This is a genomic window from Hoeflea algicola, from assembly GCF_026619415.1.
GTDB lineage: Bacteria > Pseudomonadota > Alphaproteobacteria > Rhizobiales > Rhizobiaceae > Hoeflea > Hoeflea algicola.
The window spans coordinates 470,826-485,417 of record NZ_JAOVZR010000001.1; the positions used below are offsets into that span (position 1 = coordinate 470,826).

13 protein-coding genes and 4 tRNA genes are annotated in these 14,592 nt (G+C 58.3%); 11 read left to right on the top strand and 6 right to left on the bottom strand.

What is annotated here, in order from left to right; genetic code table 11:
* Nucleotides 1–141: 141 nt before the first annotated feature.
* Nucleotides 142–504: a hypothetical protein gene (locus tag OEG84_RS02350; RefSeq protein WP_267652247.1), complete on the bottom strand. Its 363-nt coding sequence runs from the start codon at nucleotides 502–504 to the stop codon at nucleotides 142–144.
* Nucleotides 505–1,528: 1,024 nt separating this feature from the next.
* On the opposite strand from OEG84_RS02350, the gene OEG84_RS02355 reads away from it, so the two are divergent.
* The gene (locus OEG84_RS02355) at nucleotides 1,529–2,254 is read left to right on the top strand and encodes a recombinase family protein (RefSeq protein WP_324288164.1); all 726 of its coding nucleotides are present in this window, start codon (nucleotides 1,529–1,531) and stop codon (nucleotides 2,252–2,254) included.
* A gap of 155 nt (nucleotides 2,255–2,409) precedes the next feature.
* Here the strand turns inward: OEG84_RS02355 and OEG84_RS02360 are convergent, their stop codons facing one another.
* From OEG84_RS02360 to rlmB, 4 genes are all read right to left on the bottom strand, one after another.
* Nucleotides 2,410–4,701 (bottom strand): S8 family peptidase, encoded by a 2,292-nt coding sequence (locus OEG84_RS02360; RefSeq protein WP_267656062.1) that lies wholly within the window; start codon nucleotides 4,699–4,701, stop codon nucleotides 2,410–2,412.
* A gap of 178 nt (nucleotides 4,702–4,879) precedes the next feature.
* Nucleotides 4,880–5,911: an AAA family ATPase gene (locus tag OEG84_RS02365; protein ID WP_267652248.1), complete on the bottom strand. Its 1,032-nt coding sequence runs from the start codon at nucleotides 5,909–5,911 to the stop codon at nucleotides 4,880–4,882.
* A gap of 533 nt (nucleotides 5,912–6,444) precedes the next feature.
* Nucleotides 6,445–6,520: transfer RNA gene (locus OEG84_RS02370), tRNA-Thr, on the bottom strand.
* Between the two features lie 271 nt (nucleotides 6,521–6,791).
* Entirely contained in the window at nucleotides 6,792–7,694 is a 903-nt protein-coding gene (rlmB, locus tag OEG84_RS02375; protein ID WP_267652249.1) for a 23S rRNA (guanosine(2251)-2'-O)-methyltransferase RlmB, read from the bottom strand.
* 285 nt (nucleotides 7,695–7,979) lie between these two features.
* On the opposite strand from rlmB, the gene OEG84_RS02380 reads away from it, so the two are divergent.
* The 3 genes from OEG84_RS02380 (at nucleotide 7,980) to OEG84_RS02390 (ending at nucleotide 8,747) form a co-directional block, all read left to right on the top strand.
* Nucleotides 7,980–8,064, top strand: a tRNA-Tyr gene (locus OEG84_RS02380).
* Nucleotides 8,065–8,083: 19 nt separating this feature from the next.
* Nucleotides 8,084–8,157, top strand: a tRNA-Gly gene (locus tag OEG84_RS02385).
* 218 nt (nucleotides 8,158–8,375) lie between these two features.
* A complete protein-coding gene (locus OEG84_RS02390; protein ID WP_267652250.1) occupies nucleotides 8,376–8,747 on the top strand; it encodes a hypothetical protein in 372 nt (123 codons plus the stop codon).
* Nucleotides 8,748–8,963: 216 nt separating this feature from the next.
* On the opposite strand, the gene OEG84_RS02395 is transcribed toward OEG84_RS02390, so the two are convergent.
* Nucleotides 8,964–9,557 carry a hypothetical protein gene (locus tag OEG84_RS02395; protein WP_267652251.1) on the bottom strand — a complete coding sequence of 198 codons (594 nt, stop codon included), beginning with the start codon at nucleotides 9,555–9,557 and terminating at the stop codon, nucleotides 8,964–8,966.
* A 90-nt stretch (nucleotides 9,558–9,647) separates the two neighbouring features.
* Between OEG84_RS02395 and tuf the strand changes: the two genes are divergently transcribed.
* The 7 genes from tuf (at nucleotide 9,648) to rplA (ending at nucleotide 14,361) form a co-directional block, all read left to right on the top strand.
* Nucleotides 9,648–10,823: an elongation factor Tu gene (tuf, locus tag OEG84_RS02400; protein ID WP_267652252.1), complete on the top strand. Its 1,176-nt coding sequence runs from the start codon at nucleotides 9,648–9,650 to the stop codon at nucleotides 10,821–10,823.
* A gap of 286 nt (nucleotides 10,824–11,109) precedes the next feature.
* Nucleotides 11,110–11,760: a CatB-related O-acetyltransferase gene (locus tag OEG84_RS02405; protein WP_267652253.1), complete on the top strand. Its 651-nt coding sequence runs from the start codon at nucleotides 11,110–11,112 to the stop codon at nucleotides 11,758–11,760.
* Between the two features lie 239 nt (nucleotides 11,761–11,999).
* A tRNA-Trp gene (locus OEG84_RS02410) sits at nucleotides 12,000–12,075 on the top strand.
* A 208-nt stretch (nucleotides 12,076–12,283) separates the two neighbouring features.
* On the top strand, nucleotides 12,284–12,484 hold the full coding sequence (gene secE, locus OEG84_RS02415) for a preprotein translocase subunit SecE (RefSeq protein WP_267652254.1): 201 nt from the start codon (nucleotides 12,284–12,286) through the stop codon (nucleotides 12,482–12,484).
* Between the two features lie 13 nt (nucleotides 12,485–12,497).
* The gene (gene nusG / locus OEG84_RS02420; RefSeq protein ID WP_267652255.1) at nucleotides 12,498–13,028 is read left to right on the top strand and encodes a transcription termination/antitermination protein NusG; all 531 of its coding nucleotides are present in this window, start codon (nucleotides 12,498–12,500) and stop codon (nucleotides 13,026–13,028) included.
* 201 nt (nucleotides 13,029–13,229) lie between these two features.
* Entirely contained in the window at nucleotides 13,230–13,658 is a 429-nt protein-coding gene (gene rplK / locus OEG84_RS02425; protein ID WP_267652256.1) for a 50S ribosomal protein L11, read from the top strand.
* A 4-nt stretch (nucleotides 13,659–13,662) separates the two neighbouring features.
* Complete coding sequence (rplA, locus tag OEG84_RS02430) at nucleotides 13,663–14,361, top strand: 50S ribosomal protein L1 (RefSeq protein ID WP_267652257.1); 699 nt, start codon at nucleotides 13,663–13,665, stop codon at nucleotides 14,359–14,361.
* The last annotated feature ends 231 nt before the right edge of the window (nucleotides 14,362–14,592 follow it).

Genomic DNA, 14,592 nt, shown 5'->3' on the forward strand with positions numbered 1-14,592 from the left:
CGTTGAACTGATCCATGCGCAACGAACACCGGATCAAGGAAACGATGTTCGAGATCATGGAACTCGACCGGCGTATCGAGCGCATTGTCGGCGGCGTGCCAATGATTTCAGTTCACTGACACGCCGGTTGCCAGGCTTCGATCAGTCAGACGTGTCCATGTCGCAGATGTGAGAATTGCTTAGATCGTCCACATATTTTTCAATCTTGAAAGCCATTTCCGGATGATCGCAAATACGATATGCGGCTGCGGATTTTTGAAGATAGAAGATTGAAACCTTGGCTTTTGCGCAGGCTTGGCTGAGCAAGTCCAGGTTCTTGTCGGTAGCCCCTGATTTTGGATCTAATTGATCCACAAGAGCGCTGGCCGCTTCCTTGGCCGATATCCCTTCACCGAGATATCTCGGATCGCCGCCATAATCATCCATGCATGTGGCTGAAACGAGCTGCGTCGAGCACAGCAATGCGGCAAGGCCAGCGAAGGCCATCTTCAATCGTGTTTTCATGACAATTTCCAAAAAATTCTAGTTTACCGTCCAGCTATAAGCGGCGAGACTTTGAATTCGAACGTAGACTTTCGACTCTCGTCATATCCGGCTTTGTCGTAGCCAACAGACGAGCCCGCAGCCCGATGCGCACCGGCCATTTGAGACTGTTGCCAAGTGTGTGTCATCAAGATTGGTCTGAGCGACCTCGCGTAGCTATTCGCTAGGGGCGGGGCTTTACTAGCCACGTCTGTTTGACTCATGCATGCCCGCCTGTAGCCATTCTGATTGGCGGTCAGCATTTGTGCCGCGCGACCCGCAATGCGCTTGGTGGGCCATTTCGTGCCTATGAAGATCCATGCCGGCGCTCACCACTCATCCAGCAGTTAAAGATAATGAGAATAGCGTCCAAACCGGCCGCGGGTCTGTCGTTGCAGCTTATCAAACTGATCAGCATCGCTTATCAATATAAGCAACTCACGTATCATTGATCTGAATTTAAGGATGTTCGATTTAGCCAAAAGCCCGGAATTCTGGGGTTTCGAATTTTGCGTGACATTTCAACGTAATCATGATGATTCCGATTTAGGATCGGGTGATAAGCACTATTGTGTATAAAAAACAATAGCTTAAGCTCTTTGCCCTGATCATAACTTATCACTTTAGCGTACATATACGACCGTGGTGAGCTTTTCGATCACGTGGACTTTTCAGCGAGCCTGTCTGTCTGCGCAAATTCGATAGCATTCGAACAGGATACCGTCGTCATCTTTTCTGCGCTGAATTGCAGCTTTACGCGTGCTGCGGTTGAAACGCATAGCAGAAAAGCGAAAATCAGATGGCCGAGAAGGCCAAGGCTGCCGGTGCACGGGATTGCTCCAATGCTGATGACAACGAGTAGTATCGACAACGTCATGTGGAAGGCACCGTATGGGAATTCGGTGCACACTGCCGCTTGATGTTTCAAGATTTTGGACAGTTTCCTGAAGCCACAAATCCATTTTGAATTCTGATTGGTTCCGCATACAAGACTGATCAACGAACGTTGATCAGTCTTGTATGGAAATGGAAATTTATGAAACCCCTCAAATATGTCGCCTACTATCGCGTGTCCACAAAGCGCCAGGGCGCATCGGGCCTTGGTCTTGACGCTCAGCGCGAAGCCGTCGGCCGGTTCACCACGCCGGACAATTGCGATCTTTTGGCGGAATTCGTCGAGGTCGAGAGCGGGAAACGCAAAGACCGGCCTGAGATGGACAAAGCGTTGAAGTACTGCCGACATACTGGCGCTGTCCTGTTGATCGCCAAGCTCGACCGGCTTGCCCGCAATGTGGCGTTCGTGTCAGCGCTGATGGAGGCCGGCACAGAATTCGTCGCCTGCGACAATCCGCACGCAAATCGGCTGACGGTTCATATCCTCGCCGCAGTTGCCGAAGACGAAGCGCGCCGGATCAGCGAGCGCACCAAAGCGGCACTGAAGGCTGCGAAAGCTCGTGGAGTCATCTTGGGCGGCGATAGGGGGTATCGGCCTGTGGGGCGGCCTGAGCAAGCTCTGAGTGCGCTTCAAAGCCAGACGGATGAATTCGCGATGACAATCGAACCATTGATTGAGGAGATTAGGGCTTCAGGCCACACTTCGCTGGGGGCGATTGCAAGTGAATTGAACGCAAGAGGAATCCGGACACGTCGCGTTGGCGCGTGGCACGCATCTACGGTCCGAAACGTACTTCGACGACTTCATCCTGTGAAGTTGGCTAGTAAGCGCCGTTAGAGTAGGGTTCAATCACTGGAGACAGTGGTTGCGGCACGTCACAGATGGGGCTGATTGCTGACCAGCAGCTTATAGCAAATCTGCCGATAAAATCTGACATTCAAATTTTTGGAATCTCGATCATAGCTGACCGCACCGGTTGCGGTGGGGTACGGTCAGGGACGCGCTGCGGCTCGGATTTGTTGCTGAACTCGCGCGAAGACTTCTTCGTATAGAGCAACCTCGCCAGGCATCGCGAGTGTGACTGCCAGTCCGAAGACCACAGGCTCGTCGATCGGTGTACCTTGGTCTGGGTCACGCTGCACCACGAGCGGGATGGTCATGTCAGCCGTAACGATCGGCGCGTCGCACCCCTCCCAGCAGCGAGAAAATATGGTGCCGCGGTTGGTCTGATTTTCATCGGGCTGCCAGCTATGCCCACTCACTCTAAGATCGCCAAGCGATGGCGGGTTCAATATCTTGAGTCGACAAGTGCGATAACTCTTTCGCCCTGGAGCAACCGGTGTGAACCAGGCCAGAGTCGCTGAGAGGCTGTGTGGTAGCGCCTTACCACCCATGGCGAGCGGAACGGGCACCGCGATTGTGACGCTGCGGTCACGACGTAGGCTGCCCGTAGCAAAGAAGGTCGCGCGGTCCGCCGCGCAGGCTACGGCGTCGTCAGCATCGACGCAGCCAAAACCCATGAAACGACGGATGTTGTCCTTCTGCTTGCTAGCCTGGCCGCGCCCCCAAGGGCCAACGGTAGCCTTAATGAGCTCCGCCACTTCGCGAGGCCACCGCGCGGGATGCACGATCAATGCTTTGAGCAGGACTGCACGCTCAATCGGCGGGAGCGCAAGAAAGGCATCGCCATAGGTTGTTTCAAGAGCATCATGGATCCGGTGGCAGGTTCGCGAGGCGAGCGCGGCAGCAGCACTAGTGCCGTTGGTATAGCCGTCCAGATTTTCTCGGCCTGCAACCGGCGGAGCCGCGACCTTGAGGCCAGCGCCGCGCGACGCGCGGCCTGGCCGTACTTCAATGTGGGTGTGGTTGCGCACGACCTGCATATGCTCGCGCGCACCAGGCATCAGGATGTCCGGCTTCACGGAGCGCGCGAAACCGGGGCCGAGGCTGCTCGACGGGTTTGCTGCATCATGCCCCGGATACGGATCGATAAGGGCCCGTGCGAGTGCCCGGTCGGCCAGCGGAACAGCGTCACTATTGCAGCCACCGACTGTCACGCCGTTGACCGTTTCGGCCGGCGAGAACATCTTACGTTCCCCTATCAGCGCATGAAGCGCCGTGATCATCGACGTGGCGCGGTGCGCTCCATCGGCGTCCTCATATTCGATTCGAGTTGTATAGGCTGGAACACCGAAGTCGCTCGTTGCGTTGCCCGCGCTCACTATGAACAGAAGACCGAACCGGACTGCAAGGCGATCGAGCAGCCGGGCCCAAGGCGATAAGTGCCCGTGAAAGGGCCTGACGCGGTTGCCGAGAGAGAGATTTATGATGACCACTCCCGGCCGCTGCTCCCGCAACCGGACGACGGACAGATAGATGAGGTCGACTATCAGTCGGTCGGATGGGAATTCGTCGTTGTTGCCCAGAACCGGAATGACGTGAATACGCCGCGGCAGTGGCACGCCAGGGCGATTGCGGTCGCCGTGCACGATTAGCGAGGCCATGGCAGTGCCGTGCGAGCGGTTGTTGACCAGCGCGTCCGGCTCGAGGTCAAAGGGGTCGTCAAGATCGATGTGACCAGCGAGCAGGCGATGGTTTGCCACCGGAACGCCGTCGAGCAGCGCGAGCACCGGCTCGCCGAGCGGCAGCGCCGGCCCAGCGCCAGCATCTTCCTCCTCCACATCGGCGATCTCGATGGTCGTTGGTGCGCTCTGCGGTCGGATATGCAAGATCGGTTCAAGCCCAGCGATCCCCTCGGAGCGCCGCTCGACGATTTCCCGCACCGCGTGCACAGGGATATCAGCGAGTAGCGCGTGGTAGCCAATATCGGCGATGCGCGCCCGCGAGACGACGACTCCACCTCGCGCGACAATCGCGACGCGGACGTTCGCTTCTTGCTCTTCCGCTACGGCTCTGTGCCCGCGATACACCAGCTCGACTTCCAGCCGGACGAGTTCCTCCTCGTCCCTTCCATCGATTACCGCCGCGAGCAAGCTGGCATCGCTTCTATGCACCCGATCGAGCGGGCCCCAAGGGCGAAGATCGCGCAGTAGATCAAAGACAGTCGCCCAGGGTGCCTCGCCCCGAACGAGCTGGCCGTTCTGCCACCGGCGCCACAGTGATTCGAGATTCCGGAGTGCCACCATGTCAGGGACCAGCAGATAGGCGTAGGGCTGTTTGTCTCCCTCGTCCGAGTCCAATTCCTCCTCGTCGACGAGCTCCAGGCCAGCGACGTTTTGGACCGCGTTCGCGAAAGCATTGATCGAACCTCGAACCTCGAACACCAACAATCGCTCTGGCGCGAGGCCGGAAGGATCGGCACGCAGTTCGAGTGCATCTTCTCCGCGTGCGAGGACTCGCGCTAAGCGGTTAAACCGCGGGCCAAACGTATTGGTCTGCCGGTTGCGTGGAAACGCGTCGGGAGATCGCACGTAGGCGGGACGACCTATCTGACGCGGCTGATCAGCCTGCGGCCTCAGCCTCAGCAGTGGCTTCATCGGATCGCTCGGCATTGATGACCTCTGGTGTTACGCGTGAGGTCCAGAGATCGATCTCGGCGCGCAATGCGTCGTCAACGGACATCTCCCCCAACCCTAAAATTTGCCGCCGCCGCACGTTCTGGCAGAAATCGAGTGCCTCAGCATAGCTAACCTTACCGAGCTTGGTGGCAATCCTCGCCGGCGACATCTTGGGCGCATTCGGCCATTCGGCCAAGATGCGGTCAAGGAATACAGCGACTTCCTGCCTTTGCGGTGCGGGCATCGCCAAACGCATCTGGAACCGGCGCCACACGGCCCGGTCCAGTAGCTCGCCATGATTAGTGGCGGCGACAACGACAACATAGCTCGGTAACTGATCTAGCTGCATGAGCAGGAACGAGACCACTCGCTTGATCTCACCCGTCTCATGCGTATCGCCCCGCTCCTTGCCGATCGCATCGAATTCATCAAAGAAAAGGACACTCGGCGTGGTACGGACGTAATCGAAGAGCTTACGCAGTCGTGCGTTGGTCTCACCAAGATAGCTGCCAATTAGCGCGTCGTAGCGCACAACATATAAAGGTAGCCCCATCCCCTCAGCGATCGCTTCGGCGAACGAAGTTTTGCCATTGCCCGGCGGGCCGGACAAGAGCACGCGATGCCGCGGCTCATAGCCGCTGGCGCGCAGCACATCGGCGCGCTGATGTTCTTCAATAAGCTGGCGGCCGCTCTGTTGCGCAGGAAGTGGCAACATTAAATCCTCAAGACGAAGGCGCGCGGTTACCTCCAGAATGGCCTCGCGGCCATTGACCGGATTGAGCTGGGGCGAACTAGTCGTGAGTGCGGGAGACGTGACCGGCACGGCGGAAAGCGCTCGTTGCAGGCGGTCGGCAACGATATGATGCTTCTTGGCGCGCTCGTCTGCCATTAGGGCTTCGGCAATCGAACGCAGCGCCTCACGATCACCGACCGCACCGGCGCGCACTAGATTCACGAGAATGTCGCTACGTGCCATAATTGTACTAACTTACCCTCGCTGCGAGCCCGCGACTGATTTTCCATTTTACTCAGAAACAAGGCAATTGCGCGTTCATGGCCTGTTCCGCGCACTTAATCGAGATCAAGGTAGCTGAGTCGAATCTGGAAGCGTCGGAAAGCAGCTTAGCCGAAGGTTAGCCGACCCGTAAATACAAAGATTTCGCGAGCTTTTTCTTGTCGGCGTAAATGCACGTTCCTCAAGCACACTGGCGTGCTTTCGCTATCTCAAGCCATAAAGCCAGTTTCACTACATCAACTTCTTCGGCTGCGGTGCCCCACCTAGTGGTAATAGCCGTTCCGACCATTTGGGCTTCAGACTGCCGTGCAACCTGAGCGACGGGCATGTGGGCGCCACTAGGGGTGTTATGCCGCGCCTCGGACGCGTTGGTTGTCATGAGTCGTGCGAACGGCGATCCTCGTAAAGCCGTTTCGTATATTCGCGCGGCTTACATTGCGCTTACACAGAGCCGAGTGCGGCGGCTGGTGCATGACCTAAGTCATTGAAAAGAATGGTGCCCCCGACAGGATTCGAACCCGTGACCCCCTGATTACAAATCAGGTGCTCTACCAACTGAGCTACAAGGGCAGCGCCGATGCCGATAGCATATTGGGCGCGTCTGTAAAGCAAAAACAATGTGATTGGTGAATGATCCACCGTGATGGTGGGTCGCGACGGCCAGATACGGCCCCGATGTAGTGCTGAAAACTGTTGCTCCGGTTTTATCGACGGCGTCCGCAATAGGTCCCTATATGGTGGGGCGTGGCGCGGGCGTAATCGCGATCGCCCTGGGTCCGGGATCGGCCGCCATGATCCCAGCGGCGGGCGGGCGCCACCGGGGTTTTCGTGTCGGCAGCGATCAGCCGCGCGATTGCCCCGCCAGAAATTGCCGTGCGGCGTAAAGCGCGATCGCGGTGGCGTTGGAGACATTGAGCGACTTGATGGCGCCGGGCATCTCGAGCCGCACCAGCGTGTCGACCGTCTCGCGGGTCTTTTGCCGAAGGCCCTTGCCCTCGGCGCCAAGCACCAGTGCGATTCGGTTGCCCGACAGGCCGGTTTCGATCGGTGCCGGGCCTTCCGAATCAAGCCCGATGGTGACGAAACCCTGGGCCCGGATCTCCTCGAATGCCGCCGCCAGGTTGCGCACCTCGATATGATCGATCATTTCCAGTGCGCCGGAGGCCGATTTGGCCAGCACGCCCGATTCCTGCGGGCTGTGGCGTTGGGTGGTAACAAGCGCGCCGGCACCAAATGCCACCGCCGAACGCATGATCGCGCCGACATTATGCGGATCGGTCACCTGGTCGAGAATTACGATCAGTTGCCCTTCGCCAAGCGCTGACAGTGGCCGCGGTTTGAGCGGTGCTGCTTCCAGAAGCACGCCCTGGTGCACGGCGTCATCGCCAAGCAACAGGTCGATGTCCTGTGGGCTCACAAGTTCGAGCGGGTAGGGCAGGGCCGCATCCTCGGCGATCTCCAGCCGGATGAGCGCATTGCGTGTGGCCTTCAGGCTGGTAATGCGTCGCGCTGGGTTGTCGAGCGCAGCACGCACCGTGTGCAGGCCATACAGGTAGACGGTTTCCGGCGCGACGCGATCCGCATAAAGCGAGCCTTTGCGCGCAGGCAGGTCGCGCTTGCTGCGCGGCTGCGCCGGCGGCAGGCCCTGTTGATCGCGCTTGGCGTCGCGGTGGGCGCGGCGCAGCTTGGCATAGTGGGTATCGCGGTTGGAACCGTCCGCGCCGGTATCGTCATCTTTGCTCATGGCGCGCTTATACCCCAATTGCGGTAGGGTGCAATCGGTGGCCCAACCTGAGGCCCGACCGACAGCATCGCGGCGGTTTTCACCGCACGGTTTTCCGGGGTTTCCGGGTGTGCTGCGAGCGGCCCGTGAAGAACTGTCGGTTTTTGTCGCCATCCGTGTTGACACGGCAACCGCGCGCCGTCATAACGCCGACCGCGGAGCAGGTGTTTCTAACCAATCACTTGGCCCGCAAAACCCGAACGTTTCGGGTGTCCATCTTGGATGCATGACCCTGACGGTTGGACCGGAGGAATGCCCGAGTGGTTAAAGGGGACGGACTGTAAATCCGTTGGCTTCGCCTACGTTGGTTCAAATCCAACTTCCTCCACCACCGTTGCGGGGTCGTGAATGCGGGTATAGCTCAATGGTAGAGCAGCAGCCTTCCAAGCTGAATACGAGGGTTCGATTCCCTCTACCCGCTCCAGACCTCCATTGAATTTCCGAATCATTCCAGAAATCTTGCACAGCCGTGCTACGGTTTGCTGGTGATCTGATCGCAGATTGCCCGGCACTGTCATTTCCTGATCCGTGTCGCACTGTTTTTGTGCCGCAGCGCTGTCCGTTTTGGGGACCGAAAGGCCGCAGGCCGTTGCACAACTGCGCCCCGTCCACATCCGAACAATCAGAAAGTCCGGCCCCCAAATGATGAAACCGATTGTTGATCGCGGCTTAGCCCCGCGCTTTCTGGCGCTGGCAAGCCTTGCTTCAGTCCTCTCTGTCGCTTCGGCAGCAGGGGCGCAAGACCAGACGGAACAGCAGCAATGCGAGCAAAAATGCATGGATGCGAATGATGCCGATAATCTGCAGTGCCGCGTCGACGAGGAGATGCAGCAGAAGCAATTGCAGGACGCTGCTGCGTTAAGTCCGGATGCGTCCGCGGTGCCCGGAAGCAACGCGCAGCAAAAGACCCCCGGGGTGTTTATAACCGAAGTCGATGCCTATGAAGAAAGCTGCCTCGGTTTTGAAGGGCAGGCCGCACTCAGCCAATGTCTGGATAGATGCGAAGCTAACTGACTTACGCGGCTGGGCGCCGCCATCGCCGCATTTTCAGTGCCTGATGATCCGCGCGCGTCAGCAATCTGTGATGCGTCGCCACATGGATTTCGCGGCCTATTCACCCTGATGCAGACAATGCGCCACTGCCGAAATAGGCCATGATCGCGCCAAAGCCAGATCCGATCAGATAGGGCCAGTTGCCTGGCATGTGGACCGTCCCAGACTCGCTCAAATTTACCAGGATTGTGTGTTGGCTGCCGCGCTCGAAATCGTATTTGGCGGCTGCAAGCAGCGTGTCGTCTCTTTGATGTCGACGACTGTTCCGATTACCCGCACCGCGCCTTTTCGAAAGCGGTGAACCTTGAAAATTTGCTTCAGTCCCAGCAATGAAATTCCGATCGGAAACAGCACAAACAAAACAAGGACCAGGGCCGTAATCCAAACAGGGGGAGCTTCCAAAGTCATATTCCTCTTGCCGGGTGGCATTTGCTGGTGCGATCGGCTTTGAGGCTGCCAAATACGCAAAGAACAAAAAATTCGGGTCATGAAATCGACCCGGGGGCGGGCGATGTGCTGCGATTTCGGTACCGTGTAGCAATCCACACCAAGAAGCAACAAAGCGAGCCTGATATGCTTGCCGGGCGCCGGATAGACGCTGGTTTGCGTTTCCGGGTATCTGTTCCCGGCTGAAACCGATTCGGTGCTGCACCCCGGCTGAATCGGGTCGGCGTCGCCGGGACACGGTATGCGCGGCGGCCCGTTTCCATAGCATCCACCCGGATTTCCGGCATTTCCGGCGTCTCGGTTTTTGCTTGCGAAACTGGACACAAACCCTTATGTCGCGTGGACTTCTCGCGGAACCCGGATCAAACGCCTCCGGATCCACAGTCTGCCAACAGAATTACAGGATACAGGACGATGGCAAAGGGTAAGTTCGAGCGCAATAAGCCGCATGTAAACATCGGCACGATCGGTCACGTTGACCACGGCAAGACGTCTTTGACGGCTGCGATCACCAAGTATTTCGGTGATTTCAAGGCCTATGACCAAATTGACGCGGCGCCGGAAGAAAAGGCGCGCGGCATCACCATTTCGACCGCCCACGTCGAATATGAAACCGAGGCCCGCCACTACGCCCACGTCGATTGCCCAGGCCACGCCGACTATGTGAAGAACATGATCACCGGTGCCGCGCAGATGGATGGTGCGATCCTGGTTGTGTCGGCTGCCGACGGCCCGATGCCCCAGACCCGCGAGCACATCCTGCTGGCCCGTCAGGTTGGCGTTCCGTCGCTGGTTGTCTTCCTCAACAAGGTTGACCAGGTTGACGACGAAGAGCTTCTTGAGCTCGTCGAGATGGAAGTTCGTGAGCTGCTGTCGTCCTACGACTTCCCGGGCGACGATATTCCGATCATCAAGGGCTCGGCGCTTGCCGCGCTCAATGATGGCGACAAGGCAATCGGCGAAGACGCCATCCGCGCGCTGATGGCCGCTGTTGACGAATACATCCCGACGCCTGAGCGTCCGATCGACCAGCCGTTCCTGATGCCGATCGAGGACGTGTTCTCGATCTCCGGCCGTGGCACGGTTGTCACCGGTCGCGTCGAGCGCGGCGTTGTCAAGGTTGGCGAGGAAATCGAGATCGTCGGTATCCGCGACACCCAGAAGACGGTCTGCACCGGCGTTGAAATGTTCCGCAAGCTGCTCGATCAGGGCCAGGCCGGCGACAACATCGGCGCATTGCTTCGCGGCGTTGGCCGTGAGGACGTCGAGCGTGGCCAGATCCTGTGCAAGCCGGGTTCGGTCAAGCCGCACACCAAGTTCAAGGCAGAAGCCTACATTCTGACCAAGGAAGAGGGTGGCCGTCATACGCCGTTCTTCACCAACTACCGTCCGCAGTTCTACTTCCGCACGACCGACGTGACGGGTGTTGTGACACTGCCGGAAGGCACCGAAATGGTGATGCCGGGCGACAACATCTCGGCTGACGTGACGCTGATCGTGCCGATCGCGATGGAAGAGAAGCTTCGCTTCGCCATCCGCGAAGGCGGCCGCACCGTTGGTGCCGGCATCGTCGCTTCGATCATCGAGTAATCGTTGATTTTTGACGATAATTCAATCAGAAAGAACGCGGGCCTCGGCCCGCGTTTTGCGTTTAACGGTAGGCGATACATGGCGCTGAATATGCGCGAACGCCCAGACGACGGGAACCGCCTGTAGTGGCGCGCGAGCGCCCTCGGCAGGTCAAATCTGGACAAACACCCGCACGGTCGGTAATGAGCTGCGATCGGCTACACGGTGAATGGCATGGAGGCTGCGGTGAACAAGAATCTGTTCTGAAAATCGGACCAATTCTCACTCCAGATCGAAAGAGCAATTCATGTCTCGTCCCTTCCTCGACGCGACCTTGCGTCATCCCATCATCCTGCCCGACGGCACGCCGCATCACGGCACGGTTCACCTCAACCAGGTGATCGACCATCCCAACATTGCGATCGGCGATTTCAGCTATTATTCGGGATTTGAAACACCCGCAGATTATGCCGCTGCCCTTGCACCCTATCTCTATCCGGGTGCGCCGGAGCGGCTCACCATTGGAAAATTTTGCCAGATCGCCCATGGTGTGCGCATCATCACCAGTTCAGCCAATCACGCCATGGACGGGTTTTCCACATATCCCTTCGCGGTCTTCAATCCCGAGCTGGTCCGGTCCTACGCGGCCTCGATCGACAACAGGCGCGACACCGTCATCGGCAATGATGTTTGGCTCGGTTTCGAATCGGTGGTGATGCCGGGGGTGCGAATCGGCCATGGTGCCATCATCGGTGCCCGCTGCGTGGTCACTGCAGATGTCGCCGATTATACCATCGTCGGCGGCAATCCAGCGCAACCGATCCGGTCACGCTTTGCCCCGGATGTGGTCGCCCGCCTGCTTGATCTGGCCTGGTGGGACTGGGAGCTGTCGCGAATCGGCCGCCATGTCGACGCCATTACCGGTGCTGACATCAATGCACTCGAGCGAGCGGTCTAGCTATCTCTGCCCGATTTCCTTTTGGCGGCCATATGAGCGAGGCTGGGCGGCAGGGTGTTGCTATCCGGGTTTGCCCGGCCTTCAGGCCGTCAATCCTCGGCCGATTGGAGGGAGGCAGGAATACCCTTGCCGTCACAGCGGTCGGACGTTGAGCAGAAAAACGGAGCACGGTGCTCATTGGCGTCACTTCTTCCTTGCATTCCCCGTGCATTTGACGCTATCAGAGCCGCCACCGGCCTAGGGGTATAGCTCAGTTGGTAGAGCGACGGTCTCCAAAACCGTAGGTCGCAGGTTCGAGTCCTGCTGCCCCTGCCAGTTCGGTGGCGTCGGTGACGGCGCACACGGGAGACGGCCCGGCATCTTGTCCGGGAGCAAAGATTGGGCCAGTTGAAGGGCTCGCAGCGAAAAAAGACCGCTACCCCCTTGTGATTTGGGGAATCGGGCTTTATGTAGGACGTTAACAGACACGCGGTGCGTGGAGCTGGCAAACCGGCTTTACGCGCCGTATAAGCGTGGATAGATAATGGCATCCAAGACAAATCCGTTTACATTCATTCAGCAGGTTCGGGCTGAAACCGCGAAAGTGAAGTGGCCGTCGCGTCGCGAAACCTCGATCTCGACGATCATGGTTCTCGTCATGGTGCTGCTCGCCTCGATTTTCTTTTTTGCGGCCGATCAGGCTATGGGCTGGGCGATTTCGCTCATCCTGAATATCGGCGCCTGAGGCGGGGAACACGATGACTGCACGCTGGTATATTGTCCACGCCTATTCAAATTTTGAAAAGAAGGTTGCGGATTCGATCGAGGAGCAGGCTCGCCAGAAGGGTTTGAGCCATCTTTTCGAAAAGATTCTGGTGCCTGTCGAGAAGGTTGTTGAGGTGCGCCGCGGCCGCAAGGTTGATGCAGAACGGAAATTCTTTCCGGGTTATGTGCTGGTGCGCGCCGATCTGACCGACGAGGCGTTTCATCTGATCAAGAATACGCCGAAGGTGACAGGTTTCCTGGGTAGTGATTCCAAGCCGGTGCCGATTCCGGATTCGGAAGCTGACCGGATCCTGATGCAGGTTCAGGAAGGTGTGGAGCGGCCCAAGCCCTCGATCGCCTTCGAGATCGGCGAGCAGGTGCGGGTGTCCGATGGCCCCTTCGCTTCGTTCAACGGCACGGTGCAGGAAGTCGACGAGGAGCGTTCGCGTCTCAAGGTCGAAGTGTCCATTTTCGGTCGGGCAACCCCGGTCGAACTCGAATATGGTCAGGTCGAAAAGGTCTGACAAGCAATCGCCTGGCCTGCGCAATCTGCAAGGATTGCGCAGGCCAGGTTTTGCGTTACCGGAATACCTGGTGATGCATCCGCGTGGGAGGTGAGTGGACTTTAGCCGGTTCACCGATCCGCACCACGCAACCGCAGCCGCCGGCAGAAGCCGGCATCAAGGTGACGCACAGGCGTTGCCGCAATGAAAGGCAGAGAGAATATGGCTAAGAAAGTTGCAGGCCAGCTCAAGCTGCAGGTTCCGGCCGGATCGGCGACACCGTCGCCCCCGATTGGCCCGGCACTTGGTCAGCGTGGCATAAATATCATGGAATTCTGCAAGGGCTTCAACGCCGCGACGCAGGAAATGGAAAAGGGCATGCCGATTCCGGTCGTCATCACCTACTACCAGGACAAGTCCTTTAACTTCGTCATGAAGCAGCCTCCGGTGAGCTACTTCATCAAGAAGGAAGCCAAGCTCAAGTCCGGCTCCAAGCTTCCGGGCAAGGAAATTGCCGGTTCGATCACGCGCGCCCAGGTTCGCACGATCGCCGAAGCGAAGATGAAGGATCTTAACGCCGCCGATATCGAAGGCGCGATGGCTATGGTCGAGGGTTCTGCCCGCTCCATGGGCCTGGAAGTGACGGGATAAGACCATGGCCAAGATTGCTAAGCGCATGCAGAAGGTCAACGAAGGTGTTGACCGCAACAAGTATTACGCCCTCGGCGAAGCTGTTTCGATGATCAAGGAACGCGCCATCGCCAAGTTCGATGAGACCATTGAAGTCTCGATGAACCTCGGCGTTGATCCGCGCCACGCCGACCAGATGGTCCGCGGCGTCGTCAACCTGCCCAACGGCACCGGCCGTGACGTTCGCGTCGCCGTCTTCGCCCGCGGTGAAAAAGCCGACGAAGCCAAGGCTGCTGGTGCAGATATCGTTGGTGCAGAAGAACTGGTTGAAATCGTCCAGGGCGGTACCATCGATTTCGATCGCTGCATCGCCACACCGGACATGATGCCGCTGGTCGGTCGTCTCGGCAAGGTTCTCGGCCCGCGCGGCATGATGCCTAACCCCAAGGTTGGCACAGTTACTGCCGATGTCGCCAGCGCCGTCAAGGCGTCCAAGGGCGGCGCCGTCGAGTTTCGCGTCGAAAAGTCCGGCATCATCCATGCTGGCGTCGGCAAAGCCTCGTTCGGTCCTGAACAGATCGAAGAAAACATCCGCGCTTTCGCCGATGCCGTCGTCAAGGCAAAACCGGCCGGAGCCAAGGGTAACTACCTCAAGCGCATGGCGATTTCTTCGACCATGGGCCCGGGTGTCAAGATTGATCCGTCGTCGCTCAGCGTCGCCTGATTTGTAAGATTTGGAAAGCCGGGGATACCTCCGGTTTTCTTCAGTTTCCGGCCTTCGGGCCGGAAAAGTCCGGGGTTTTCCCCGGGCTCCCTGTCCGAGATTGCAGGTGGTGAGCTTTAGTCGGCCTACCTTAATTTAGTAACCTGCATGAGACGGGTAAGTTCCGTTTTCGGGAGCGAATGCTCCTTACGGTTCGAACCTCGCTTGCCTTGTGCCGCTGCCGCTGTTCGG